The 24,366-nt window shown below is 75.9% G+C and carries 23 protein-coding genes; 10 read left to right on the forward strand and 13 right to left on the reverse strand.

Annotated elements, in window-relative coordinates:
• Positions 1-213 precede the first annotated feature (213 nt).
• On the reverse strand, positions 214-477 hold the full coding sequence (locus tag IE109_RS20750) for an HU family DNA-binding protein (protein WP_189552455.1): 264 nt from the start codon (positions 475-477) through the stop codon (positions 214-216).
• Between the two features lie 123 nt (positions 478-600).
• Positions 601-1,863 carry an erythromycin esterase family protein gene (locus IE109_RS20755; RefSeq protein WP_189552456.1) on the reverse strand — a complete coding sequence of 421 codons (1,263 nt, stop codon included), beginning with the start codon at positions 1,861-1,863 and terminating at the stop codon, positions 601-603.
• A 76-nt stretch (positions 1,864-1,939) separates the two neighbouring features.
• Here IE109_RS20755 and IE109_RS20760 point away from each other — a divergent pair, with 76 nt between their 5' ends.
• The 3 genes from IE109_RS20760 to IE109_RS20770 all read left to right on the forward strand — a co-directional run bounded on the left by IE109_RS20760 (position 1,940) and on the right by IE109_RS20770 (position 4,481).
• Entirely contained in the window at positions 1,940-2,689 is a 750-nt protein-coding gene (locus IE109_RS20760; RefSeq protein WP_229891338.1) for a TioE family transcriptional regulator, read from the forward strand.
• A 422-nt stretch (positions 2,690-3,111) separates the two neighbouring features.
• Positions 3,112-3,768 carry a maleylpyruvate isomerase N-terminal domain-containing protein gene (locus tag IE109_RS20765; RefSeq protein WP_189552458.1) on the forward strand — a complete coding sequence of 219 codons (657 nt, stop codon included), beginning with the start codon at positions 3,112-3,114 and terminating at the stop codon, positions 3,766-3,768.
• A 116-nt stretch (positions 3,769-3,884) separates the two neighbouring features.
• Positions 3,885-4,481, forward strand: a complete 597-nt coding sequence (locus IE109_RS20770; RefSeq protein ID WP_189552459.1) for an HD domain-containing protein — start codon at positions 3,885-3,887, stop codon at positions 4,479-4,481.
• A gap of 71 nt (positions 4,482-4,552) precedes the next feature.
• On the opposite strand, the gene IE109_RS20775 is transcribed toward IE109_RS20770, so the two are convergent.
• Entirely contained in the window at positions 4,553-4,954 is a 402-nt protein-coding gene (locus IE109_RS20775; RefSeq protein WP_189552460.1) for a YunG family protein, read from the reverse strand.
• A gap of 154 nt (positions 4,955-5,108) precedes the next feature.
• Between IE109_RS20775 and IE109_RS20780 the strand changes: the two genes are divergently transcribed.
• Positions 5,109-5,696: a hypothetical protein gene (locus IE109_RS20780; protein ID WP_189552462.1), complete on the forward strand. Its 588-nt coding sequence runs from the start codon at positions 5,109-5,111 to the stop codon at positions 5,694-5,696.
• 84 nt (positions 5,697-5,780) lie between these two features.
• Here IE109_RS20780 and IE109_RS20785 read toward each other — a convergent pair whose 3' ends face one another.
• Positions 5,781-5,984, reverse strand: coding sequence for a hypothetical protein (locus IE109_RS20785; RefSeq protein ID WP_189552464.1), 204 nt, complete (start codon positions 5,982-5,984; stop codon positions 5,781-5,783).
• 681 nt (positions 5,985-6,665) lie between these two features.
• Here IE109_RS20785 and IE109_RS20790 point away from each other — a divergent pair.
• On the forward strand, positions 6,666-7,082 hold the full coding sequence (locus IE109_RS20790) for a CBS domain-containing protein (RefSeq protein ID WP_189552465.1): 417 nt from the start codon (positions 6,666-6,668) through the stop codon (positions 7,080-7,082).
• 155 nt (positions 7,083-7,237) lie between these two features.
• Here IE109_RS20790 and IE109_RS20795 read toward each other — a convergent pair whose 3' ends face one another.
• Entirely contained in the window at positions 7,238-7,492 is a 255-nt protein-coding gene (locus tag IE109_RS20795; RefSeq protein WP_189552677.1) for an EF-hand domain-containing protein, read from the reverse strand.
• Between the two features lie 232 nt (positions 7,493-7,724).
• Between IE109_RS20795 and IE109_RS20800 the strand changes: the two genes are divergently transcribed.
• Positions 7,725-8,048, forward strand: a complete 324-nt coding sequence (locus tag IE109_RS20800; protein WP_229891339.1) for a hypothetical protein — start codon at positions 7,725-7,727, stop codon at positions 8,046-8,048.
• Between the two features lie 180 nt (positions 8,049-8,228).
• Here the strand turns inward: IE109_RS20800 and IE109_RS20805 are convergent, their stop codons facing one another.
• Both IE109_RS20805 and IE109_RS20810 read right to left on the reverse strand, forming a co-directional pair.
• Positions 8,229-8,597 carry a YbjQ family protein gene (locus tag IE109_RS20805; RefSeq protein WP_189552466.1) on the reverse strand — a complete coding sequence of 123 codons (369 nt, stop codon included), beginning with the start codon at positions 8,595-8,597 and terminating at the stop codon, positions 8,229-8,231.
• A 141-nt stretch (positions 8,598-8,738) separates the two neighbouring features.
• Positions 8,739-9,383 (reverse strand): class I SAM-dependent methyltransferase, encoded by a 645-nt coding sequence (locus IE109_RS20810; RefSeq protein ID WP_189552468.1) that lies wholly within the window; start codon positions 9,381-9,383, stop codon positions 8,739-8,741.
• Positions 9,384-9,526: 143 nt separating this feature from the next.
• Here IE109_RS20810 and IE109_RS20815 point away from each other — a divergent pair, with 143 nt between their 5' ends.
• The 4 genes from IE109_RS20815 (at position 9,527) to IE109_RS20830 (ending at position 11,646) form a co-directional block, all read left to right on the forward strand.
• Positions 9,527-10,537, forward strand: coding sequence for a ketopantoate reductase family protein (locus IE109_RS20815; RefSeq protein ID WP_189552469.1), 1,011 nt, complete (start codon positions 9,527-9,529; stop codon positions 10,535-10,537).
• A gap of 86 nt (positions 10,538-10,623) precedes the next feature.
• The gene (locus tag IE109_RS20820; protein ID WP_189552470.1) at positions 10,624-10,917 is read left to right on the forward strand and encodes an ArsR/SmtB family transcription factor; all 294 of its coding nucleotides are present in this window, start codon (positions 10,624-10,626) and stop codon (positions 10,915-10,917) included.
• Positions 10,914-11,300: a VOC family protein gene (locus IE109_RS20825; protein ID WP_189552679.1), complete on the forward strand. Its 387-nt coding sequence runs from the start codon at positions 10,914-10,916 to the stop codon at positions 11,298-11,300. The genes IE109_RS20820 and IE109_RS20825 overlap by 4 nt, the downstream gene beginning before the upstream one ends.
• 88 nt (positions 11,301-11,388) lie before the next feature.
• On the forward strand, positions 11,389-11,646 hold the full coding sequence (locus IE109_RS20830) for a hypothetical protein (protein WP_189552471.1): 258 nt from the start codon (positions 11,389-11,391) through the stop codon (positions 11,644-11,646).
• Between the two features lie 211 nt (positions 11,647-11,857).
• Here IE109_RS20830 and IE109_RS20835 read toward each other — a convergent pair whose 3' ends face one another.
• The 6 genes from IE109_RS20835 to IE109_RS20860 all read right to left on the reverse strand — a co-directional run bounded on the left by IE109_RS20835 (position 11,858) and on the right by IE109_RS20860 (position 24,342).
• Positions 11,858-12,334, reverse strand: a complete 477-nt coding sequence (locus IE109_RS20835; RefSeq protein WP_189552680.1) for an ATP-binding protein — start codon at positions 12,332-12,334, stop codon at positions 11,858-11,860.
• Positions 12,335-12,534: 200 nt separating this feature from the next.
• Entirely contained in the window at positions 12,535-15,684 is a 3,150-nt protein-coding gene (locus IE109_RS20840) for a condensation domain-containing protein (RefSeq protein WP_189552472.1), read from the reverse strand.
• Positions 15,674-17,560 carry a non-ribosomal peptide synthetase gene (locus tag IE109_RS20845; RefSeq protein ID WP_189552473.1) on the reverse strand — a complete coding sequence of 629 codons (1,887 nt, stop codon included), beginning with the start codon at positions 17,558-17,560 and terminating at the stop codon, positions 15,674-15,676. The genes IE109_RS20840 and IE109_RS20845 overlap by 11 nt, the downstream gene beginning before the upstream one ends.
• A 1-nt stretch (position 17,561) precedes the next feature.
• Positions 17,562-19,496: a non-ribosomal peptide synthetase gene (locus tag IE109_RS20850; protein ID WP_189552474.1), complete on the reverse strand. Its 1,935-nt coding sequence runs from the start codon at positions 19,494-19,496 to the stop codon at positions 17,562-17,564.
• Entirely contained in the window at positions 19,496-22,825 is a 3,330-nt protein-coding gene (locus IE109_RS20855; protein ID WP_189552475.1) for a non-ribosomal peptide synthetase, read from the reverse strand. The genes IE109_RS20850 and IE109_RS20855 overlap by 1 nt, the downstream gene beginning before the upstream one ends.
• A 146-nt stretch (positions 22,826-22,971) precedes the next feature.
• On the reverse strand, positions 22,972-24,342 hold the full coding sequence (locus IE109_RS20860; RefSeq protein ID WP_189552476.1) for a condensation domain-containing protein: 1,371 nt from the start codon (positions 24,340-24,342) through the stop codon (positions 22,972-22,974).
• Between the last annotated feature and the right edge of the window lie 24 nt (positions 24,343-24,366).

The following is a 24,366-nucleotide window of genomic DNA, read 5'->3' on the forward strand; positions in this document are numbered from 1 at the left end:
CCGGCTGCCGCCGGGCACCGTCCGGAGCCGCGCCCGCCGAAGGCGGCACCGGTCCGCCTGCGGCACCGGTCCACCGGCCGCACCGGCCCACCTGCCGCACCGGCGCCTCGTACCGCCCGGATGCCCGGCGCCCGGCGGCGCCGGCTCCGCGAGCGGCGGCCTCGGCGCGATCCATGGCCGCCCGGCCGCCGGTGCGTCCCGGCCGCCGTGCCGTCAGCCCGACTCACCGCGCAGGTACTCGGTGAGCGCCTGGCCCGGCCGGAAGGCGGCGGAGCCGTCGGCGTGGTCGAACCCGCCGAAGCTGCCGAGCACCACCGACTCGCCTCCCGCCAGCGCCTCCGCGATCGTGCCCGGCCGCTCCACGGTCCCGAAGAGGGCGTCCACGACCCGCTCGACGTCCTCGGTGCGCAGCGGCCGGCCGGACTCCTCCGACGCGGCCTTCTCCGCGGTCGCCTCGATCAGCCTCGACTTGTCCATGTGCCTCACGTGTTCCCATCGGTCCGGAAAGCCGGCTGCGTACGGTCGCCGGTCCGTCCCAGCGTGACCGCCCGGCGCGCCGCCCGCACCCGGGGCGGGCGGGTGCGGGCGGTGTACCGCCCGTCAGGGTGACGGGGCGACGGCGACGTGCAGCACGGCGTCGCAGTGCCCGATCGTCGCGGCGTCGAGCGGGAAGTACCCCTGTTCGGGGCGCACGTCCGTGCGGACGTCCCGTGCCGTGTCGCCCAGCGCGCCCATGAGCCGGCGTGCGTCGAACAGGGCGCAGTTCCGCGCGGCCGGCCGCAGCGCGTCCTCGTAGGCGCCCGCGGGGGGCTCCGGCAGACCCAGCGCGGCGCTCGCCCCGAGGCTGCCGGCGATGAAGGCGTAACCGTCGCCCAGCAGGGCGGCGGCGTTGGCCCCCGCGCTGAACCACGAGACGTCCGTGTCGCCCATCGCCATCGCGCTGGGATTCCGCTGGAGGTGGAGGTTGTGGGAGAACACCAGTGTGGGGCCGCGGCGCCGCTCGTGGGCCCGGATGTCCACCAGGTTCTCCACCATCAGGGCGTCCCGGACCGCGCAGATCCGGGCCAGGCGCTCGCCCGGCGCCGTCCGGTCGGCGAGCTGCGCGTGGTACCGCAACAGGCCCAGCGCGGCCCGCCCGTGCGTCTCGGCGTGCCGCCAGTCGTCGAGCGAGGTGGCCGCGACCAGCCGCGGCACGTGGGCGTGCAGGACGGTCAGCAGGTCGTCGGTGACGACCCGCAGCGCCGATGCCTCCGCCGAGGCGCCGGGGGAGCACTCGGCGTTCAGCACCGCATCGGTGGAGCTCCAGCGCGCGTCGTCCCCGAGGAGCCGCTCCAGGTCCGCCCGGCCGTGCGGGAAGGCGTCCGGCCCCAGGTGCTCGGCCAGATATCCGTGGAGGTGCCGCAGGTAGCGGCGGGGGCTGGGCGCGCTCATCGTCTCGGTCGGTGCGTCGAAGCCGTGGAACGCCACCTGTTCACCGGCCGGCCGGCCGTCGTTGTACGCGCGCAGCCAGGTCACCAGTTCGCGGTTGGCGGCCATGAGGCCGAAGTCGTGGCTGAAACCCTCGGCCATGACGCCGTCGAGTGTCCCGGCTCCGCCGCGGACGAACGCGTCGACACGGAGTCCGGCGATCCGGTCGGACTCCACCGCGAGGGACCGGTAACCGTGCTCCACGAGCACCCGCAGCATGCGGTTGCGAAGGTGCCCGAAAGCCGGTTCGAAGTGCGTCGGCTCGCCGAACGCCAGCAGTTCCGGCGGTGCGTCGTGGGCCTCGAAGAAGACGGCCAGCGCGGCCGCGAGCCCCTGGCCGTCGTCGAGGCCGAACGCCCCGTGCACGGCGGAGGTGAGGGAGGAGGTCGAAGTCATGACCTTCACCGTATCGTTGAACCAACGGTGTAAGGTTGGCCGGAATTTCCGACGGTCGGCACTGGGAGAACACGCCGTGAACCCTCAAACGGCCGTGCAGGTCACGGGTGAGCGGTACCGCCCCGTGCACCTCGCCCGGGAGCACGGGATCTCCACCCAGGCGGTGCGCAACTACGAGCGCGACGGCCTGCTTCCGCCGGCCGGGCGCACCGCCGGCGGCTACCGCGACTACTCCGACGTGCACCGCCACGCCCTGGGCACCTACCTCGCCCTCGTCCCGGCGTACGGGTACGCGGCCGGCGCCGAGATCATGCGGGCGGTCAACCGCGGCGACGTCGACTCCGCGCTCCGGGCCGTCGACCGCGGCCACGCCCAACTGCTGCGCGACCGCGAGACGCTCGACGCCGTCGAAGCCACCGCCGACGCCCTCGGCCGGGTTCCGGCCGACGGGCTCCCGGACCGCCCCCTGGCGATCGGGCACCTCGCCCACCGGCTCGGCGTCTCGCCGGCGACGCTGCGGAAGTGGGAGCGAGCCGGGATCCTCCGGCCCGCGAGGGACCCCGGCACCGGACACCGCCGGTACACGCCGGGCGACGTCCGCGACGCCGAACTCGCCCACCTGCTCCGGCGCGGCGGCAACCCGCTCGGCCACATCTCGGCCGTCCTCGACCAGGTCCGGGACGCCGGCGGCCCCGAGCCGCTCGCCCGCTCGCTCGACGACTGGCGCCGACGGCTCACCGAGCGGGGCCTGGCCATGCTCACCGCCGCCGGAGCACTCGCCGCCTACCTCCGCCTCCTCGACGCAGCGCGCCACGGCGACGCCTGATCCACCCGGCCGGAACGACGACCGGGACCGCGAGCCGGCCCTCCCGCAGGGCTGCCACCACCGCCGGCACCACCGATCGTGTCCGTGCGCGGGACGCGGTTCGGACCAGCGCCGCCGGCCACGGCACGGTCAGCGGCGTGTGCCGCGGACGCACCAGGAGATCGGCGACAAGCGCTGAGGTCCGCCACGCGACACCCCCGTCACCGGCTGGTCCGACGGTGCGTCACGGTGATACGGGGGCACGGGGACACGGGTGCACGGGCCAAGGGGGCGTGGGAGCGCCTCCCGTGCCGCCCGGGCCCCTGCCCCCGCGTGGCGGAGCGGGCGACCGGCGCAAGGGTGGCACGCGTACCGTTCCTCGGCCGGTCTCCCTCGCGCCGGGCGCTTGTCCGGCGCTCCGGCCCCGCACTACCGTGCCGGGTGTGGATCTTTTCTCCCGCTCGTGGACGGCGTTGCGCACAGCGGTCGCCGAGCTGCCGGACGAGCACTTCGCACGGCCGTCCGGCTGCGCCGGATGGCTCGTCCGGGACCTGGTGTGCCACCTGGTCATCGACGCGCAGGACGTGCTGATCACCCTGGTGACCCCCGCCGGCACCGAGCCCACCCGCGACGCGGTGACCTACTGGGAGGTCGCCGGCACGCCGCCGTCCGGCGACGACCCGCTCGACGCGCTGATCGTCCGGCTGGCCGCCGCCTACGAGCGGCCCGGGCTGCTCAAGCACCACCTCGACGACGTCGGCTCGGCCGCCGGCCGCGCGGCCGGACTCGCCGACCCGCGGCTGCGCGTCGCCACCCGCGACGTGGTCCTCACGGCCGGCGACTACCTCTCCGCGTACGTCCTGGAATGGACCCTGCACCACCTCGACCTGGTCGCCCACCTCCCGGACGTCGCGGGTCCGCCGCCGGAGGCGCTCGCCCGGTCGCGAGGGATGCTGGAGTCGATCGCCGGGACCGCGTTCCCCCCGTCGCTCTCCGACCGGGACGCGCTGCTCGTCGGCACCGGACGGCGCGCCCCGACCGGCGCGGAGCAGGCCGCTCTGGGCGAGCTGGCCGGAAGACTGCCGTTCGTCCTGGGGTGACCGCGTCCGCCCGCCGGACCCCCGGCCGGGCCCAGGGCCCGGCCGGACCCGGGCGACCTCGACGGGCGCGGGCGCCCGTGAACTCGGCCCGCCGGTGCCGTGGTTGGATGACGCGCATGGACGTTCCCACGGTGGAAGACATCCGGGCCCTGCACGCCAGGCACGCTCCGAGCGACGAGGCATTCCGGCTCGTGTTCACGCACTGCGAGATCGTGTGGCGGGTCGCGGAGCGACTGATCGCCGCCTCGGGGCACGACGTCGACGCCGAGCTGGTCCGGGCCGGATGCCTGCTGCACGACATCGGGGTCTACCGGCTGTACGACCCCGAGGGACGCCTGGACGGCAGCGGTTACGTCCGGCACGGGGTGCTGGGGCACGCGCTGTTGGCGGAGGAGGGATACCCGGAGGCGCTGTGCCGCTTCTGCTCCTGCCACACCGGTGTCGGGCTGACCAAGGAGGACGTGCTCCGCCAGGGGCTTCCCGTGCCGCCGTCCGACTATCTGGCGGTCACGCCGGAGGAGCGGCTGGTGATGTACGCGGACAAGTTCCACAGCAAGACCACCCCGCCGAGGTTCGTCTCCCCGGACACCTACGCCGCCTTCGTACGCCGGTACGGGGAGGACAAGGCCGCCGCGTTCCGGGCGATGCGCGCCGTGTTCGGCGAGCCGGAGCTGGGAGACCTGGCGGCTTCGTACGGTCACGCTCTGACCTGAGCGGGGCCTCGTCCCGTCCGCGCGCCCCGGAGCGCGCGTGCCGGACGGTGGCCGCGTCGGCCCGAGGTCGCTCAGGCGGGCTCCGGGAGCGGCGCGCCGAGGTGGGCGACGACGCGCCGGCGCAGCAGGAGGTAGTCCTCCCAGCGGCGGGGGAGGGGCCCCGGCGGACGCTCGACGACCCGGGCGGCCGTGAGGGTCTGTCCGGCCCTGAACTGCTCACGCGTCAGGTCCAGTTCCACCCCGCTCGGCAGCCGGTTCCACCAGTGGAAACCGTGTCGCGTCCCGCCGAGGTGGACCTCGCCGACCACCAAGTCGCCGCCGAAGACGTCGTTGACGAGCAGCGCGGTGATGTCGCAGTGCCCCCAGGCCGGATTGTCCGGCTCCCAGGAGGGCCGGTCGTCGGGCGAACAGGTGTCGGCGGCCCAGCCGGCTCGCAGGGCTCCGTCGAGGTCGTGCAGACTCCACGCGGTCATGCCGTCAGCATGGCACCCGGCGCTGACAACACGGCCGCCGGCCGGACGCCTCGCGCCGGGCGGAGAGCGTGAACGGGGTGCGGGGCCGGCCCGGGGCGGGCAACATCCGCAGGACGGACAAGGCGGGGGAACAGGGCATGGGGAAGGGGACGCCGTGAAGAGGACCCAGGGCGCGCAGGCGGACACGATCGACGGCGACATCCTGCGCCGGCTCGACAGGGCGGTGCGCACCGGAGGGCTCGTACGGGTCCACCGGGCGATTCCGCGTGCCGACCGGTTCGAAGGCTTCGTGGTCGGCGTCGACGCCGGGTGGACGCTGATCGCCCGCTGTACGGACATCCGGCTCGACGGGTGGACCGCCGTCCGCACGGCCGACATCGTGAAGGTGCGCCGCCGGGGTGACGGCAACTGCCTCACCATCAGGGCTCTGCGCCGACGGGGCCGGTGGCCGGTGCGCATGCCCGAACCCGCCGTCCGGCTGGACACGCTGCCGGCGCTGGCGGAAAGTGCCTCGGCCGCCTTCGGCCTGATCACGCTGCATGTCGAACGGCACATGCCGGACGTCTGCTACATCGGCGCCCTGACGGAACTGCGCCGCGCGTCGTTGCGGCTGCGCGAGGTGGACACGGAGGCGCGATGGCGTGACGGCGTCTCCGCGTTCCGTTTCAAGGACATCACGCGCGTGGAGTTCGGTGGCCATTACGAGAAGACCTTGCGGGAGTTCGCCGGACCGCGCCCCTGAGCGCCCGGGGCCGCCGCACCGGGACGCGCCGGGGCCGCCCGGGAGGCCGGCGTACGGCGACCGCCCGGGCGCGCGCATCGTCGTTCAGACCGCCAGGCAGGCCGCGCCGGGGACCTCCGACGGAAGCCCCGGCGACGCCGGGTCGACGAGCGTGGTCAGCTCGGTCGTACTCGTGGTGATGCAGCTGACGGCGGCGACGGGGTCGGGTACGGTCACCGCCGCGGAGGTGAGGGCTCCGTACCCGAGGAACGCGGCGGTTCCGAGGACGACGGCCGCGATGCGACGCATGCGGGGTTCCTTCCTGGAGCGGGGTGCAGTTGGGCGACTCGCCGCTTGGCGCGAGTCGGCCCCTGGCTACCCACACCGGCCCGGCGGGTACGCCCGCGTCACCCGTACGGGAACGAGGAAACGATTCCCCGCTCCGCCCCGCCCCGCACGTGTCGGCGAGCGCCGCCCGGCAGGCTCGTCCCGTCGCGCCGTCGGCACAGCGCCGGGCCGCCGGCGACGCCGTTCGGCTGGCGCGCATCCACAGCGGGCCGAGGCGGCCACGAACCTGGCGGTCGGCGCCCGCGCGTCCCGGCGAGCGCCGCCCGGCAGGCGGTGCGGGGACGGCGCGGGTGGCGGCGTGCGGGTGACGGCACGCATCCCGCGCGGTGGGGCGGCGGTCGCCGCGGCCGACTGGGAGTTCGGCCGCGGCACTTCCCACACACCAGGCCCGGTGGAGTGGACCGGCCTGACAACAGCGCGCCTGCCCGGGCCGGCCGGCGGCATGCTGCGCCGATCGGGTGATCAACGCCGTACGCGCACCCGGCCGGCGACCCGGTCGGCGGCCCGGCTTACCGGCCGCCGGGGGTGGGCGGCGGCGAACGCGCGCGTTAGCGGCGGCGTTCGCGGGGCACCTGTCATTGCGCCCGGGCCACCCATCGGGTGCCCGGAGACCTGAAGGCCAGGACATAGGGAGGCTGCGGTATGACGACGGCTCGCGAAATCATGACCGAGGGCGCCGAGTGTGTCGGTGCCGAGGAGACGGTGCTCGACGCCGCGAAGAAGATGACCGAACTGGGCGTCGGCGCGCTGCCCATCTGCGGTACGGACGACAAGCTCAAGGGCATGCTCACCGACCGCGACATCGTGGTGAAGGTGCTGGGCGCGGGCAAGGACCCGGCCCAGGTCAAGGCCGGTGACCTCGCCCAGGGCGAGGCGGTCACCATCGGCGCCGACGACGAGGCCGAGGAGATCCTGCGCACCATGACCTCGCACAAGGTGCGCCGTCTCCCGGTGATCGACGGCCACCGCCTGGTCGGCATCGTGGCCCAGGCCGACGTCGCCCGTGCCCTGCCGGACCCGAAGGCCGGCGACCTGCTGGAGGCGCTGTCCACCGACTGACCGCCCCCGCGGCCGGTCGGGGCATCGCGCCATGTGCCGCCGGAGCCGGTGAGCCCTTCCGGGGCCCGCCGCTCCGGGGGCCGCGCCCCGTGGGACACCTGCCGCTCGCCGGCGCTGGCCCGCGAAGGGTGCCGGGAACCGGCCGTGGCAGACCGTCAGCGCCAGCCGAAACGGCGGTCGACCACCGCCGCGAATTCCTCCAGTGTCAGTACCGCGTCCCCGTTCTGGTCCGCGCTGTCGAACAGCGCGGAGGAGTCGTCTGCGTCCGTCAGACCCCAGACCGGAAGATCCCCCGCCGCGGCCAGCGACGGGCCCTTGGTCCGCAGAGCGGTGATCACCTCTTCACGGGTGAGTGTCCCGTTCATGTCGAGGTCGAGTGCCTCGAACAGCTTGCGGGCCTTGTCGCTGATCACGCCGTCCCTGTTCCTTTCCCCCTGGCGAATGGGCCGGCCCACCCGCTCAGGAAACACAACGCTGTCCGGCTCCCGCCGGTTCCCCGGCCGAACGCGGCACGCGCCGCTCGACCGGCGACGACCGCGACACGTCCCGGAGCGCAGCGCACCGGTGCCCGCCGAGGTGAGGGGCTGCCACGCTCCACGTGCGCGTCCGGCCCGTCCCGTGCGTACGGCGTCCGGCCGGTCCATGGACCGTGACCGGCCCGGCCCCGGGCAGCCCCCGCGACCCGCCCTGTCATCCGTCGCCGAACACGCGGTCCAGGTGCGCGTCCAGCCGAGCCAGAGCCTCCTCGCCCGTCTGCACATCGAGCAGCGTGGAATCATCGCCTGGACGTTCTCGGCGTCCCCGTCCGCGCGCCGCGCCGGGCTCGTCACGCTCACGGCGGCCGTGGCCGCTGGTGAACACGCCTACCGCGTGCGGGACCTGGCGGCCGACGACGCGGTGCCCCTCGCCGTCGCCGCCCTGCCCGGAGTGCTGGAGGAGTTCCTGGAGCCCTCCGGCGATCGCTGAGAGGCCCCGGCGCGGGACGCCGGGACCGGGAACCGGGGCTGGGGGCGGGGCAGGGGGCACCGCTCGCCCCGTACCGGCGCGGCCGGTGCGCCACGGCCCGCGGGGCGACGGTCGCTGAGGCCGCCGCGTCTGCGGCCCCCGGGTGCTGGGCCGGGCCGATCCGGGGTACGACCGGCTCGGTCAGCCCGTACGGCTCACGATGACGGCTGTGCCGTAGGCGCACACCTCGGTGCCGGCGTCCGCGGCTTCCGTGACGTCGAAACGGAAGGCCAGTACGGCGTTGGCGCCACGAGCGCGGGCCTGCTCGACCAGTCGTTCCATGGCCTGGTTGCGGGTCTCCACCAGGGTCTTGGTCAGCCCCCGCAGCTCGCCGCCGATCATCGACTTCAGCCCGGCGCCGATCTGGCTGCCCAGGTGGCGCGAGCGGACGGTGAGCCCGAAAACCTCACCGATCACCTGCTGGACCTGGTGGCCGGGCACGTCGTTCGTGGTGACGACGAGGACGTCGGCCCGGGGCGACTGGCCGCCCCCGTACTCTTCGATGCCCATCGGCGCACCACCTCCTGGCGCCCACCCTGGCGCGGGTGGAGCGGCGGCGCACCCCGGAGGGCCTGAACGGGCGGCGGGAAGCGCCCGCCCGGGAGGCGCCCGTCCGGCGGGCCGCCGCGCCGCGCACCCCCACGCGCCCGTTCAGGCGGGGCGGCGGGCGTGGACGTACAGGTGGGGTTCGGGTTCCGCCTCGGGGCCGTGGGGGCGGTAGAGGGCGGTGTGGTGGTGGACGATCTCCAGCCCGGCCTCCCGCAGCACCCGCAGCTGGTCCTCGGTGGCGAGGCTGCTGACGGTGACCCGGTGGCCCATCCACACGGTGTCCAGGCCCCTGACGTCGCCGGGCACGGTGGCCATGGCGAAGGCCCCGCCCGGAGCCACCCACGAAGCCATCGCGCTCAGCGACCGCTCCACCTCCGGCTGGTCCATCACCAGCAGCGGGAAGAAGGCGCACACCGCGTCGTACCCGCCCTCCGGCGCCCGGTAGGTGCGCACGTCGGCCTGTTCGAACGACGCGGCCGGCACCCGCTCGCGGGCCAGCCGGACCATCTCGGCCGACACGTCGATCCCGGTCACGGCGTACCCCGCCCGGGTCAGCGTCTCGGCGACGGGCCGGCCCGTGCCGCTGCCGACGTCCAGGACGCGCGCGCCGGGCGGCAGGCTGCCGATGAGCCAGTCCAGGGCCGCGAGTTGACCCGGGACGCGGGCGAAGACCTCCTCGTAGCGGACGCCCACCGCGTCGAAGACCTCGGCGGCGGACACACCTCCGGACCGTGGCGCCTGGCTCACTCGTCCTCCTCCGTGTCACCCGGTGCGGGGGCCCGACGGTACCGCCGGGGACGGCCGGGAGGCCAGAGCCCCGTGCCGTACGGGCAGCCGGCCGGCCGACTGCGGATGACCGGGCGGGTGAGCGGTGTGCGAGGCTCACCTCCATGCGGTACATCATCATCGGAGCGGGCGCGGTCGGCGCCACCGTCGGCGGGCGTCTCGCCCGGGCCGGCAAAGAGGTCGTCCTGGTCGCCCGGGGCGAACACGCGGAAGCCCTGCGGGCGGACGGCCTGCGGCTCACCACCGCGGACGGCACCCACGTCCACCGGCTGCCGGTGGCGACGGGACCGGCCGACCTGGATACCCTGCGGCGGGACGACGTCCTGCTGCTCACCGTGAAGACCCAGCACACCATCGACGCCCTCGACACGTGGGGCGACGCGGAGGTGGCGGGCGGCGGGACGGCGGCCCAGCGGCTGCCGGTGTTCTGCCTGCAGAACGGCGTGGAGAGCGAACGGCTCGCACTGCGGCGGTTCGCCCGGGTGTACGGGGTGTGCGTCTGGTTGCCGTCGACGTTCCTGCGGCCTGGTGTCGTGTCGGCGCTGTGTGCCCCCCTGACCGGCATCCTGCACCTGGGGGCGGCGGCCGGCGGCCGCGACCCGATGGCGGACCGGGTGGCGGCGGACCTCACCGCCGCCGGCTTCGAGGCGCCGGTAGTCGACGACGTCATGCGGTGGAAGTACGCGAAGCTGCTGGGCAACCTGGGCAACGCGATCCAGGCCACGACCGGCCCGGAGTCCCACCCCGCCAAGGCGGCGCTGCTGCGGCGGGCGGTCGAGGAGGGCGAGGCCGCCTTCGCCGCGGCGGGCATCGCCCACGCGTCCCGGGCGGAGCAGGCCGAGGCCCGTGACGGCAAGGTGGATCAGCCGCCCGGTGTACGGGGCGGCTCGTCCTGGCAGAGCCTGGCCCGGCGCACCGGCTCGATCGAGGCGGACTACCTGAACGGGGAGGTCTCGCTGCTCGGGCGGCTGCACGGCGTACCGACCCCGGTGAACGACGTCCTGCGCCACGCCGCGAACATCTTCGCCCGCAAGGGCCTGCCGCCGGGCGCGATGTCCGTCGAGGACCTCACCGCCCTCGCCGACGAGGCGGCGGCGCGCGCCGCCGCCTCCTGACGTATCGGAAGCCGGGGCCGGTGGTGAGGTCGGTCGTGAGGCCTGGCACTTGATAGGCAAGTGTTCACTTGCCTATCGTGGGGTCCATGGCGGAGGATGTCTTCAAGGCGCTCGCCGACCCCACCCGCCGGCGCATCCTCGACGAGCTGGTGCAGCGGGACGGCCAGACCCTGTTCGAGATATGCGCGCGACTGGTGGCCGGGCGCGGGCCGGGGCTGTCCCGGCAGGCGATCAGCCAGCACCTGGCCGTACTGGAGTCCGCGGGCCTGGTCACCACGCGCCGGCAGGGTCGCTACAAGTTCCACGACGTGAACACCGAACCCCTCGAGCGCATCGTGACCCGATGGCTCAGGCCCGACGCACCGGAGAGCACCCCATGAAGATCCACCTGTCCAGCGTCTTCGTCGACGATCAGGCCGAGGCCCTCCGCTTCTACACCGAGGTGCTCGGTTTCGTGAAGAAGCACGACGTCCCGATCGGCGACGACCGCTGGCTGACCGTCGTCTCGCCGGAGGACCCGGACGGCACCGAACTGCTGCTGGAGCCGTCCGGTCACCCCGCGGTGCCGCCGTACAAGGCGGCCCTGGTCGAGGACGGCATCCCGGCCACCTCCTTCGCCGTCGACGACGTGCACGCCGAGTACGACCGGCTGCGGGCGCTCGGGGTGCGCTTCACCCAGGAGCCGCTGGAGATGGGGCCCATCACCACCGCGGTGCTGGACGACACCTGCGGCAACCTGATCCAGATCGTGCACAGCGAGTAGGTGTGGTCGGCCGCGTTGTCAGACCCGTCTCGTAGCGTCGTGGGGGAGGGCTCGGAGAGGCCGGGCCCCGGACGTACGGGAGCGGGTCATGGGTGACATACGAGTGGACAGGCGGCACCTGGACCGGTTGCTCGCCGACAGCGCGGGCACGTACGGCGTTCCCTACCAGCGGACCTTCACCGAGCTGGCCGAGACGCACCGCGGTCGGCCCGTCACGGAGATCCTGCCGCTGCTGCGCCGGGCCGCCGACCGGGCTCTGCTGGAGTTCACCCACGCCGACCTGCGCGAACAGGCCACAGCGATCAGCACGGGCGCACCCTGCGTGCTGCGGGTCACGGTCACCTGACCGGCGTCCCGGGCCGCCGGACGCGCCGCAGGACGAACCGCGGACGGCTCGGGGTTCGGCCGCGGTACGTCCCGTGCACCGGGCAGGAAGGATGGAACCGGCCGGTAGTGCGGCACCTGCCCGGCCCGGCGGGCGGCATGCTGCGCCGATCGGGTGATCATCGGGTTCGGCCGGCTGTCCCCCTCACGGGGGCGGGGTCACGCGTGCGGGGTCACGCGGTGCGGCCCGCGATGTGGCCGCCCGGGTCGTCCGCCAGTGCGATCGCGGCCCGGGTCCGCTTCCCGACCGGCTGGCGTTCGATGGTGAAGCTCTGGCAGACGGCCATGACGATCTCCATGCCGTGCTGACCGATCCGGCTCGCGTCGGCGGCCCTGGGGAAGGGGAGTTCGGGCGCGCTGTCCCAGACCGTCACCACGACCAGTCCGCCGCTGACCTCCAGGTCCAGCAGGCAGGGGCCGGGCGCGTACTTGCAGACGTTGGTGACCAGCTCGCTGACCACCAGCTGCACCATGCCCATGGCCCGCTCCGACACCGGCAGGCCGTGCACCGCCTGGATCCGGGTGAGGAAGTCGCGGGCGAAGTCGCGCGCCAGGCCGATACAGGAGGAATCGCCCTCGTAGACGGCCGAGGCCGCCATCGGGTGACCACCGGCGGACACCCGGTCCGCCTCGTCGTGTGCATCCACCATCCGGTACCCCCGTGCGTTCATGAGGCGCGGATACCCGCGAATTCACGGGACACACCCCGAACAGCCGGTCTTTGGTCGACACCGGTTCATGGGGATTCATGATATTTCGTGGCGGTCCGGCGAGGTCCGGCGGCGGCACCGGGTGGTCCGGCACCCCTGGTCGAGGAGTGCCGGACCACCCGGGCGGGACGGTGCCGGCGTCAGGCGCCGGGTGTGCCGGTCATCTCCGCCAGCACCGCGCGCCAGCCCTCGCCCGGCCGCTCCCGCAGGGACGCGGCCAGCCGGTCGGCGCGGTATCGCCAGTGATGGTCCAGGTCGGGGTGGACCTCGTCCGTCTCACGGATCGCCCGGACGACACCGTCCCGGGCGCCGGCGTCCTCGGGGTGCAGCAGCTCGGCCAGGCGCGCCGTGAGGTCCCGCCAGGAGACGTGGCCCCCGACGGCGTTCGCGACCCCGTGCACGGGCGCGTCCAGGCACGACGTCACGGCGCGGGCCAGCGCCGACGCGTGCACCCACGGCGCGCCGTACCAGGCGTGCCCATGGGCCCCCGGCCGGGGCAGGGTGACGGGCCGGCCCTCCCGCACGGCCTGGTAGAGCAGCCCCGTGGCACCCCAGCGCAGCTGGTCGCGCAGCCGGTCGTGCGGGCCCCACACCAGCGGGGAGCGCACGGCGCTCGCGCCGCCCCGGCCCCCGGTGCCGGCGACGTCCAGCAGCAGCCGTTCGCAGTCGAGCTTCGCCCGGCCGTAGGGGCTCAGCGGCTGCCGTGACGGGGACTCCTCCTCCACCAGGTCGCCGGCGGGGTGCCCGTAGGCGTCGACGCTGCTGACGAAGACGAACGGACCGCGCGCCCAGGCGCGGACCATCGCCTCCATGGCCGCCACGTCGACCTCCGGGCGGGTGAAGGTGCACGCCGCGTGGATCACCGCGTCGGCGCGCGCCACCGCGTCGGCCAGGCCGTCCGGGTCGGCGAGGTCGCCCTCGACCACGTCCACCCCGTCCCCCGCGACCAGGTGCGCGGACTCCGGACGGGCGAGGGCGAGCACGGGACGCCCGCGCGCGGCGAGTTCCCGCAGCACGAACGCTCCCACCCCGCCGGTGCCACCGGTCACCAGGACCGTCCCCTCCCGCGTCCCCCGGGGACGCGCCCGGCGGGTGGGCGCGGCGGCCGCGGCGCGCTCCTCCGCGCGTCCGTCCAGCAGGGCGACGACCGCCCGGGGCGTACGGGCCTGCATCACGTCCAGGCCGGTCAGCGGCAGCCTCAGCGCACCTCGCAGCAGCTCGGCGAGCCGCACGGCGGCCAGCGAGTGGCCGCCCAGGACGAAGAAGTCGTCGTCGGGCCCCGGCGCCGGGCACCCGAGCACCGCGGCGAACGCCCCGGTCACCGCCTCCGCCCGCGGTCCCGCCGGAGCGGGTGCGGACGGCAGCCCCGGGAGCCGCGCGAGGTCGGGCGCCCCCTGGGCCGTACGGGGCACCGCGTCCAGCGGGGTCACGGTCACCGGGACCAGCTCGGCGGGCAGCGACGCCCGCAGGACGGACAGCAGTTCGGCGCGCGTGGGCCCGCCGAGTCCGCCGGTCACGGCGTACGCCAGCAGCGGCCCGCCTGCGGGCTCGACGACGACCGCGTCGCTGACCTGGGGATGCGCCCTCAGCAGCGCCTGCGCCGGGTGCTCACCCGCGTCGTCGGCTCCGCGACCGCCCGCCGGGTCCGCGCCGGGTCCCGACCGGTCCGGACCCGGCGCCGGGACGGACCGGGCGGACGGCATGGACGAGGCGGACGCGACGGACGAGGCGGACGCGACGGACAAGGCGGAGGGACCGGCCTGGGCGGCCGAGGCCGCCGGGACGGCCGTGTGCGCCGGGACGGTCGGGAGCGTCGGGGGAAGTTGGGACAGCCGGAGCCCCGGATCGGCGGCGACCGAGGTGAGCAGCGCGGCGAAGCCGCCGGCCAGCGCCTCGGCGGTCGGCTCGTCCAGCGCGGTGCGGCTGTACTGGACGAGGGCGGCGGGGGCGGCGGCGGTGTCGAGCAGGCCCAGCGACAGGTCGAACTTCGCGGCGCCGACGGCCACGTCGACGTACTCCGCCTCCGTGCCGGGCAGGCGCAGCACCGTGGGCTCCGCCACGACGTCGGCGGTCACCCGCACCAGGGCGGTCCCGTCCGCGTCCCGGGCGGCGGCACCGAGGCGCTCCACCACGAGGTCGAACGGCACCTCGCGGTGGCTCTGGGCCTCCAGCAGGGCGTCCCGCACCCGCTCCACCAGGACGGTGAAGCCCGGGTCCCCGGACACGTCCACCCGGACCGGAAGGGTGTTGACGCACAGGCCGACCAGGTCGCGCATGCCGGAACCCCTGCGGTGCGTGCCCGCGACGCCGATGAGCAGATCGTCCTCGCCGGTCAGCCGGTGCAGGGCCGCGAAGGAGGCGGCCAGCGCCACGGTGAACAGCGTGGCCCGGTGCGACGCGCCGAGGTCCCGCAGGGCCCCCGGCACACGGGGCCCGAGCGGCAGGGTGAGGGCGCGCGAGGGCCGGGTGGCCGCGTCGGCGGGCGGCCGTACCGGGCGGGGCAGGGCCGGCGCCGAGGCTCCCGCCAGGCGGGCGGTCCAGTGGCGCAGCCCCTCCTCGAACCGGCCGGCCGCCTCGTGCTCCCGGCGGGCGAAGTCCGCGTACCGGAGCGGCGCGGTGGGCGGTTCGGGGGCCGTGCCGCCGAGGGCGGCCGTGTAGAGCCGCGCGAGATCCCGGGCGACGACCTCGAGGGAGGCTCCGTCGACGGAGATGTGGTGGAACGTCAGCAGGACCGTGTGGTCCTCCGCGCCGTGCCGCAGCACCAGCAGCCGGGGCAGAGGGCCCGCGGAGAGGTCGAACGGCCGGCGGGCCTCCTCGGCGAGCAGGCCGGGCGCGCGCTCGGGGTCCGCCTCCACCAGGCGCGCCTCGATCGCGTCGGGCGCCGGGAGGGCCTCCTGGAAGGGCTCGCCGTCCCGCTGTCCGTACCGCGTCCGCAGGATCTCGTGGCGGCGTACGAGGGCGGTCAGCGCGGTGCCCAGCGCGTCGACGTCCAGCCGGCCGCGCAGCCGGGTCGCGAAGGGCACGCTGTAGGAGGCGTCGTGGTGGCCCAGCCGGTCCATGAGCCACATGCGGCGCTGGGCGTGGGACAGCGGGGCGGCGCCATGGCTCTCCCGCCGGGCGCCGGTGGTTCCGGTCGTGCCGGTCGTGCCGGTCGTGCCGGCAGCGCCGGCCGGGGCGGGCGCCCCGGCTGCCTCGGGCGCGGCGGACCGGCCTCCGGCACGCGTCCGCGCCCGGCGCAACAGCTCCGCCTGGAGGGCCAGGGCCGAGGCGGTCGGGGAGTCACTGGTCATCGGGGTCCTCCTGGGCGCTCGGGCGCAGGTCGCTGTGGGCGGCGAGCAGGGCCTGCTCGACCAGGGCGGCCTGCCCGGCCACCGTGGGGGCGGCGAAGAAGTCGGCGAGTGCCACCTCGACCCCGAGTTCCTCGCGCAGGTCGTCGGTGACGACGAGAGCGAGCAGGGAGTGCCCGCCCAGGGCGAGGAAGTCGGCGTCGGGCCGGGTCACCTCACGGCCCAGCGCCCGGCTCCACAGATCGGCGACCGCCTGTTGCAGCGGCGTCAGCGGCGCGGCCGGGGCACCGGTCCCGTCGCCGGTTCCGAGGTCGGCGAGGGCCCGGCGGTCGACCTTCCCCGACCCGGTCAGCGGCAGGCGGTCGACCATCGTCACCTCGTCGGGGACCAGATGGGCGGGCAGGATCGCCGCGAGGCGGTCACGCAGCACCCCGGGGCGGGGCACGGGGCCCGGCGCCGCCACGACGAACGCCACGAGCCGGGCGTCGTCGGGGGCGGGCCGCCGCACGGTGACGGCGGCGTCCTCCACGTCCGGCTGTCCGCGCAGTGCGTGCTCGACCTCCCCCGGCTCGATGCGGAAGCCGCGCACCTTCACCTGGTCGTCGGTGCGGCCGTGGAAGTCGAGGACACCGTCCGGGCGTACGGAGACGACGTCACCGGTGCGGTACAGGCGTCCCAGGTCCGGGTGGTCGACGAAGCGTTCGGCGGTCAGCCCGGGAAGGCCGGCGTAGCCGAGCGCCAGCCGGGCGCCCCCGATCCACAGCTCGCCCCGCCCGCCGTCCGGGACGGGCCGGCCGGAGTCGTCCATGACGTGCGCGGTCGCGCCCGCCACGGGCCGGCCGATCGGCACGGGGCCGTCGCAGTCCGCGTCGGTGACGCGGTGCGCGGTGGCGAACGTCGTCGTCTCCGTGGGTCCGTACGCGTTGACCAGTTCCAGCCACGGGAACGCGCGCAACACCCCCCTGGCGTGCTCCGCCGACAGCGCCTCCCCGCCCACCACGACGGTGCGCAGCAGGGAGAACACCCGGGAACGGCGGGCGGCGAGCTGGTGGAAGAGCGCGGTGGTGAAGAAGGCGACGGTCGCGCCGTGGCGCTCGGCGTGCCGGGCCAGGTCCTCGAACGAGGGCCGCTCGGCGGTGCACACCACCACGGCCGCGCCGTTGGCGAGGGCTCCCCACACCTCGAACGTCGAGGCGTCGAACGTCATGGGGGAGTGGAACAGCACCCGGTCCCGGGGGGTGAGGGTGACGTAGCCGGGCTCCGCCAGCAGCTCGGCGACGGCCCGGTGCGGAACGCGGACGCCCTTGGGACGCCCGGTCGAGCCGGAGGTGAACATGATGAACGCCACCGCGTCGGGCCCGAGCCGGGGGGCGGCCGCGGAGGAGCCGGACAGCGGCTCCTCCGCAGGCAGGGCGAGGCTCGGGCCGGAGAGGGCCACCGCTTCGAGCAGCTTGCCGTCGCCCACGGTCAGTGTGACGCCGGCGTCGGCCGCCATCGCCTCGGAACGGGGCCGGGGATGCGCCGGGTCCAGCGGTACGCAGGTGGCGCCGGCCCACCACAGGGCCAGCTGCGCGACGACGGCGTGCGCGGAGCGCGGCATCAGCAGCGCCACGCGGTCGCCCGGCCGGACACCGTGGCCGTGCAGGTGTCCCGCGAGGGCGCGGGCCCAGGTGACGAGCCGTTCGTAGGTGAGGGTCGTGTCGCCGTCGGCCACGGCCAGGGCGCGCGGGTGGCGTGCGGCGTGCCACGCCACCAGGGCCGGCAGCCCGGCGGCGAGCGGCGGCCTGGGACCGGCGGGGGCGGGCTGCTCCTGCTCGGGCGGGATCGGCACGGTCTGTTCCTCCTGGGCGGCGTCGGTGGGCGGAACCAGGGTCGTCATCTCAGACTCCCGCCGCTCGCGCCGCCTCGCGGCGGCGGTCGACGAGGGCGGCTATGGCCCGCAGGTCCGGCTGGCGCAGGAGTTCCGGAGCCCGCAGGCGTACGCCGCTGTCCCGCTCGATGACGGTCAGCAGCCGGGCGGTGACGATCGACGTACCGCCGATCCGGCTGAACTCGTCCGTGAGCACGGTCTCGGGCCGCGCGAGGAGGTCGCGCACGGCGTCGAGCACGATCCGCTCACCCGGCGTGGAGGGGCCCGGGTCCCCGGAGTCCGGCGCGATGGCGGCGTCCGGCGCGCCGGCCGTGTCCGGCCCGGACGCCTCCCGGGTCAGCGCGGCCCGGTCCACCTTCCCGTTGGGGTCCAGCGGGAAGGAGTCGGTGATCCGTACCGCCGAGGGCACGGCCTGTTCGGGAAGCCAGGCCCGTACCCCCGTGAGCAGCGCTTCGGCGGAGGCCGCGGCACCCGGCACGAGTCGTACGTACGCCACCAGGCGCGTCCAACCGTCGGGCGTCCGGGGCGCGGTGACGACGGCACCGAGCACGGCGGGGTCCTTCTCCAGTGCGGCCTCGACCTCCGCCGGCTCGATCCGGACGCCGCTGATCTTCACCTGGTCGTCGAGACGGCCGAGGAACTCCAGCAGGCCGTCCCGCCGCATCCGCACCCGGTCGCCGGTGCGGTACAGCCGGTCGACGCCGGGGAGGGCGACGCCGGGCGGTGGCGCGGTGAAACGGGCCGCGGTCAGCTCCGGGTCCAGGTACCCGAGGGCCAGACTCCGGCCGCCGACGCGCAGTTCGCCCTCCTCGCCCCGCGCCACGGGGCGGCCGTCGGCGTCGGTCACCACGACGGTCACGCCCGGTACGGGGAGGCCGATCGGCGGCGCGCCGGGGCCCTCCGCGCCGGCGTCCGCCGCGCGCATGGCGTGGGTGGTGGTCACGACGGTGGCCTCGGCCGGACCGTAGGCGTTGTGGACCGTCGCGGTCACGTCGGCGCCGGGGCGCCGACGCATCCGGTCGCCGCCGACGACGAGGTGGCGCAGGACCAGGTCCTCCGGCCAGGGCCGCTCCAGCAGCGGCTCGACCATGGGCGTTGCGGCGACCGACACGGTCATGGCCGCCTCGCGCCACCAGGAGACCAGCAACCCGGTGTCCCAGCGGACGCCGTCCGGCGCGGGAACGAGGGTCGCGCCGCACGTCAGGCCCGCCCACAGCTCCAGCAGGTGCGGGTCGAACGCGACCCCGATGAGCAGGGACTGCCGGTCGCCGGGCGCCAGCCCGGTCGCGGACCGGTACCAGTCCAGCAGCGAGGCGAGCGCCGGCTCGCCGACGACGACCGCCTTGGGCCGGCCCGTGGAGCCGGACGTGAGCACGGCGTAGAACGCGTCGCGCGGTGCGCGGAGCACCGCCCCGGCACGCGGCGGGGCGAAGGCCGCCACCACCGTCCCGGCCGCGTTGACGCCCTCGCCCGGCAGGGCCAGTTCGATGTGCTCGGCCCCCCGGTGCCGGGGCGGCAGCACGGCGGGGTCACCGATCAGGCAGGCGACGTCCAGGTCCTCCGTGACGGCGTCGATCCGGCGCTCCCCGGGGCGTGGCCCCAGCGGCAGGTACACGGCGCCCATCCGGGCGAGCGCCACGGCGGTCACGACCAGCGCGGCGGAGCGGTCCAGGCAGACGCCGACCAGGTCGCCCGCGCCGACCCGGTCGCGCAGGGCGGCCACCGTCCGGTCGGCGGCGGCGTCGAGCTGCCGGTACGTCCAGGTGTGCCCGCCGTCGGTCACCGCGGGAGCATGCGGGGTGCGGTGCACCCAGGTCTCGAACCGGGCGAGCACCCCGGCCGTGGCGGCGTCGTCGCCGGTCGCGGCGCCGTGGGCGACGCTGAGCGGACCGCCGTCAGGAGCGGTGGCGGGCGTGTCGGACAGGAAGGTTGTCGGCTGGGTCATCACGACTCCGTCGAAGAGGCGGTGGCGGTGGCGGTGGCGGTGGCGACGGCGGGGCCGGGTGAGGCAGCGGCGCCGGTGGTGGCCGAAGGAGCGGCGCCGGCGGCGAGGGCCCCGGCCTGGTCGGCGAGCACCGGGTGGCGGAAGAAGAGCCGCATCGGCGGACGGTGCCCGAGCCGGGGCTCCAGCCACGCCGCCAACCGCGCGGCGAGCAGCGAATGCCCGCCCGCCTGGAAGAAGTCGGTGGCCCCGTCGAACCGGTCGTGCCCCAGGACCTCGCGCCAGCCGTCGCTGAGCAGCCCGGTCATCGGGTCGGCCGGCGTCACCTCGGCGAGGTCCGCGCCGCGCGGCGCGGACCCGTCGCCCGCACCGGCCGGCGGGCGGACGGCACCCGGCCGGCCGCCGTCGCCCGGTGGCAGGGCCGCACCGGCCGGGCCGAGGCGCGCCGCCCGCGCGGCGAGGGCCGTCCGGTCCGGCTTGCCCCCCGCGAGCGTGGGCATCGCGTCCAGGCGCACCCACCGGCCCGGGACGAGAGCGGCCGGGAGCCGCCGGCCGAGCTCGGCGCGCAGCGCCCGCTCGTCCCACGCGTCGCGCTCGTCGGGGCACTCCAGGAAGCCGACCAGCCGGGGGTCCGCGCCGGCCTCGCGGTCCAGCACGACGGCGCACGACCGGCCGCCGAGCGCGGCCGAGGCGGCGGCCTCGATCTCCTCCAGCTCGATGCGGTGGCCGCGCAGTTTCACCTGGTTGTCCCGGCGGCCCAGGAAGTACAGCAGCCCGTCCAGGCCGCGGTAGCCCAGGTCGCCGGTCAGGTACACCCGTTCACCGCCGAGCGCGTCCAGGTGGACGAAGCGGGCGGCGGTCGCCTCCGGGTTGCCTGCGTACCCCTCCGCGAGGCCGGCCCCGGCGATGGCTAGTTCGCCCACCGCTCCGTCGGGCAGCGGACGGTGGTGCTCGTCCAGGACGTACACCCGCTCGCCGGGCAGCTCGGTCCCGAGCGGAACCTCCGCCCCGTCGGCCGCCACCGCGTCGGCGGTGACGCGGTGGACGGTGGAGCTGATGGCCGCCTCGGTGACACCGTAGGCGTTGAGCACCGTGGCGTCGGTGTCCGTCAGGAAGTCCCGCAGCACGCCGGCCGGTAGGCGTTCCCCGCCCAGCACGACCAGCCGGGGCGCCCAGCTGCCGTCCCGCAGGGCGGGCCGCAACTCCTCCCTGGTGGCGAGGAAGTAGCTGGTCGGGAGGTTGACCACGCTGACGCGCGCCCGGACCAGCAGGTCGGCCAGTTCGGCGCCCGTGGGCACCTCGTGCTCCGGGACGATCAGGCACGCCCCCGCGTACAGCGACGGCAGCACCTCCTCCAGCGCCACGTCGAACGACGGCTGGGCGAAGAGCAGGACCCGGTCGCCGTGGCGCAGCCCGAACCGGTCGGACACCCCGGTCAGGTGGGCCTCCAGCGCCGCGCGCCCCACCGCGACGGGCTTGGGCGTACCGGTGGATCCGGAGGTGTGGATGATGTACGCGGCGCCCGGGACCGGGTCTCCGGGGCGCGCCTTCGGCAGCTCCGGGGCGTCCACCGTGGCGGTGGGCAGACCGTCGGGGACGGTCACGAGGTGCTCGGCCGAGGTGAGGACGAGGGCCGGGCCGAGGCGGCCGAGCAGCAGCTCCAGCCGGGCGGGCGGGTCCGAGGGCGAGAGCGGGCAGTGGACCGCGCCGGTGCGGAGGCAGGCGAGCAGTGCGACGACCGCGTCGGCGCCGCGCGGAAGGACGGCCGCCACGGGCCGCCCGGCGGTCACCCCGGCGGCCGTGAGGCGTTCGGCGAGGGCGGTGACGCGGGCGTCCAGCTCGCCGTAGGTGAGGCGCCGGGCGCCGGTGAGCAGTGCCGGGAGGGACGGGTCGTGAGAGGTGAGCGCGCCGAGCGGGTCCGGTCGCGGCGCGGTGGTGGCGGGCACCTCGCCGGGGGCGGTGGCGGGGGCCTGCTCGACGGCGGGCACGGTGACGCCGGCGGGGGCCAGGTCGGCCAGGGCGGTGTCCGGGGCGTCGAGGTATGCCCGCAGGAGATCCAGGTACCGCGCCGCGAGGAGCCGTACCACCTCCTCGGGGAACATGTCGGCGTCGTAGTCCCAGACCAGGATCATCCCGGCGGCGCCGTGCCGGACGCCGACACCGCGACGGTCGTCGGGCAGCAGCACCACGTCCAGGTCGAACCGGGTCGTCCCGGTGTTGAAGCCCTCGAACAGGGTGACGTCCAGTCCGGGGACGTCGATCTCGGGCAGCTCGGCGTCATGGGCGCTGAACATCACGTCGAACAGCGGGTTGTCGGCCCCCGAGGTGTGGAGCCCCAGCTCCCGGGTCAGCTCCTGCACCGGCACGTCCTGGTACGGCAGCGCCCGGATGAGGACGTCGGTCACCTCGTCCATGGTCTCCTCGGCCGGGGCGGCCGGATCGAGCCGCAGCGGGAGCGGGATGGTGTTCACGAACATGCCGACGGTCTGCTCGTGGCCGCGGGGGCGGTTGCCGACCGCGGTGCCGACGACCAGCTCCCGGCGGCCGCTGTGCCGGCGCAGCAGTTCGGCGAACAGCCCGAGGAGGGTGGAGAACGGTGTGAGACCGCGCCGGTGGGTGTGGGCGCGCAGGCGCTCCGCCAGGTCCGCGCCGATCGTCTGCCGCAGCTGGCCGCCGTGGTGGCGGCGCCCGGCGCCGGGCCGGGACAGGCCCGGCAGCGGCAGGTCGTAGGACCGGCCGCGCAGTTCGGCGGTCCAGAACTCCAGCCCGGCGCGCCGCGCCGCGTCCTGCCCGACGCGAGCCTGCGCGTCGACGTGGTCGGCGTAGGAGGGGGCCGGCGGCAGCGCGGCCGGCTCGCCCAGGACGTGACCGCGGTAGACGGAGAACACGTCGTCGAGCAGGATCGCGAACGAGTGTCCGTCGTGGATCAGGTGGTGCTCGACGTGGACGAGCCGGTGGTGGTCGTCCGCGAGCCGCGCCAGGGTCCAGCGGAGCAGTGGCGCCTCGTACGTGTCGAGCGGGGTCTCCGCCTCCGTACGCAGCAGCTCCTGGAAGGCTGCCTCGGGGTCCGTCTCCGTGGTCAGGTCCACTGTGCGCAGCCGGGGCTCGCAGCTCTCGGCGACCCGCTGGCCAGGCATCGCCCCGGTGACGGCCACCAGTTCCAGGCGGAGGCCGGCGTGGCGGTCGAGCGTGGCGGCCAGGCCGTGGCGCAGGGCGTCGCGGTCCAGCGGGCCCCACAGGTCGAGCGCCGCGGTGAAGTTGTAGGCACGGCTGCCGGGCTGCACCTGTTCGTGCAGCCAGACGATCTCCTGCGAGGAGGAGAGCGGAAGCATGGGCGATCCCTTTGGTTGTCGGGTCGGTCGAGGTGCGCCGGGCAGGTCCGTGCCCGGGCGGGTGGGGTGGCCGGCCGCGGGTCGCGCGGACCGGCCGGGCCGTCGCGGGTGCCGGCCGGACGCCGGACACCGATGCGGTTCGGGGGTCAGTGGCCGGCCGGTGCCGTCGGGGCCGGCCGCCGCAGCCTGTCGGTGAGTGCGCCGAAGGCGGCCCGGGCGGCGTCGTCGTCCAGCACGGCGCGGTCCCAGGCCATGCGCAGGCGCAGTTCGCGCCCTTGTGTGACGGAGAGGGCGAAGGGGCCGCGCACGGGTCTGCCGTCGACGTGGACCTCCCGCCCCTCGACACCCGCCAGGCGCAGCGGGGGCCGCTGCCGGGCGTCGTCGACGGTCAGCAGGCCGTCCAGGCGGCCGCTCCAGCCGGATCCGGCCTCCCGGGCGGCGTGCACGACGGCGTCGAACGGGACGTCGGCCCGGTCCAGGTCGTCCCACCAGGCATCGGCTGTCACCTCCGCGCCGGACGGGGCCGGACCGGTCGCGGCCGGGAAGACCACCGTGTTGAGGAAGCAGCCGAGCAGCTGTTCGGCGCCGGGCGGGCGACCGCCCCACGGGTAGCCGAGTGGGACCACGTGGCCGGGGCCGTACAGGGAGCGCATGGCCGCCCGGCAGGCGTCGAGCAGCTCCGGGAACGGCACCCCGGCGGTGCCGGCGGGCGGGCGCAGGAGCGCGGATGCCGAGCCGCTCGGCAGCGTCCCGGGGGCCGGGGCGCCGGGCCGGGGTGCGGGGGCCCGGTCGCGGACCGCCCGGAGCCGGCCGCCCCAGTACGCCAGCGCCTCGGGCGCGGCCGCCCGTTCCTCGGCGTCGAGCTGGAGCAGCACGGCCTCGCGATAGGCGGTCAGTTCGGCGGCGGTGTCCGACGGGGACGGGGGCTGCGCGCGGGAACCCTCGGTGTAGGCGACGCCGAGTTCCTCGACGAGCCGGGCGAGCGACCGGCCGTCGCACACGGCGTGGTCGAGGACGATCGCGAGGACCTCGTCCTCCGGCTCCGCCTCCCGCCCGGCCCCCGGGCCGTACCGCTCCGCGCCCGCGGCGCCTTCCGTACCGCCGCCGGTCCCGCCGTCGGTGAGGAACAGCCGCAGGGGCGGACCGTCGGGGGCCCAGGCACGCAGGGCCCGCCGCAGGGCCGTGGCCGCGTCCTCGTCCGGGGCCCTGGGTACGCGGACGACGGGCACCCGTGGCTCCGCCACGCGGAGCACCGGTGTGCCGCGCACCACGCCCGGACGGCCGCGCAGCACCGGGTGCAGCGCCGCGAGGCGCTCTGCCGCGGCGGTGAGGCGTGCGAGGTCCACCGTGCCGCGCGGGAACGCGAAGAACATGGGCACGAGGTCCGGCCGGCCGGTGGGGTCGAGGGCCCGCACCAGGATGAAGCGGCGCTGGGCGCCCGTGACGGGCAGCGTCGCCCCGGTGTCGGTGGTGAGTCGCCGGTAGCGAGCCAGGTACTGGCCCGAGATGCTGAGCACGTGATCCTCTCTGTCGTTGGCGGG

It is taken from the genome of Streptomyces lavendofoliae (assembly GCF_014649735.1).
Classification (GTDB): domain Bacteria; phylum Actinomycetota; class Actinomycetes; order Streptomycetales; family Streptomycetaceae; genus Streptomyces; species Streptomyces lavendofoliae.

Coding starts and splice junctions, on each gene's coding strand:
- IE109_RS20750 (WP_189552455.1), bottom strand. CDS start 477: ATGGACAAGTCGAGGCTGATCGAGGCGACCGCGGAGAAGGCCGCGTCG.
- IE109_RS20755 (WP_189552456.1), bottom strand. CDS start 1,863: ATGACTTCGACCTCCTCCCTCACCTCCGCCGTGCACGGGGCGTTCGGC.
- IE109_RS20770 (WP_189552459.1), top strand. CDS start 3,885: ATGGACGTTCCCACGGTGGAAGACATCCGGGCCCTGCACGCCAGGCAC.
- IE109_RS20775 (WP_189552460.1), bottom strand. CDS start 4,954: ATGACCGCGTGGAGTCTGCACGACCTCGACGGAGCCCTGCGAGCCGGC.
- IE109_RS20785 (WP_189552464.1), bottom strand. CDS start 5,984: ATGCGTCGCATCGCGGCCGTCGTCCTCGGAACCGCCGCGTTCCTCGGG.
- IE109_RS20790 (WP_189552465.1), top strand. CDS start 6,666: ATGACGACGGCTCGCGAAATCATGACCGAGGGCGCCGAGTGTGTCGGT.
- IE109_RS20800 (WP_229891339.1), top strand. CDS start 7,725: ATGGACCGTGACCGGCCCGGCCCCGGGCAGCCCCCGCGACCCGCCCTG.
- IE109_RS20805 (WP_189552466.1), bottom strand. CDS start 8,597: ATGGGCATCGAAGAGTACGGGGGCGGCCAGTCGCCCCGGGCCGACGTC.
- IE109_RS20815 (WP_189552469.1), top strand. CDS start 9,527: ATGCGGTACATCATCATCGGAGCGGGCGCGGTCGGCGCCACCGTCGGC.
- IE109_RS20820 (WP_189552470.1), top strand. CDS start 10,624: ATGGCGGAGGATGTCTTCAAGGCGCTCGCCGACCCCACCCGCCGGCGC.
- IE109_RS20825 (WP_189552679.1), top strand. CDS start 10,914: ATGAAGATCCACCTGTCCAGCGTCTTCGTCGACGATCAGGCCGAGGCC.
- IE109_RS20830 (WP_189552471.1), top strand. CDS start 11,389: ATGGGTGACATACGAGTGGACAGGCGGCACCTGGACCGGTTGCTCGCC.
- IE109_RS20835 (WP_189552680.1), bottom strand. CDS start 12,334: ATGGTGGATGCACACGACGAGGCGGACCGGGTGTCCGCCGGTGGTCAC.
- IE109_RS20840 (WP_189552472.1), bottom strand. CDS start 15,684: ATGACCAGTGACTCCCCGACCGCCTCGGCCCTGGCCCTCCAGGCGGAG.
- IE109_RS20845 (WP_189552473.1), bottom strand. CDS start 17,560: ATGACGACCCTGGTTCCGCCCACCGACGCCGCCCAGGAGGAACAGACC.
- IE109_RS20850 (WP_189552474.1), bottom strand. CDS start 19,496: ATGACCCAGCCGACAACCTTCCTGTCCGACACGCCCGCCACCGCTCCT.
- IE109_RS20855 (WP_189552475.1), bottom strand. CDS start 22,825: ATGCTTCCGCTCTCCTCCTCGCAGGAGATCGTCTGGCTGCACGAACAG.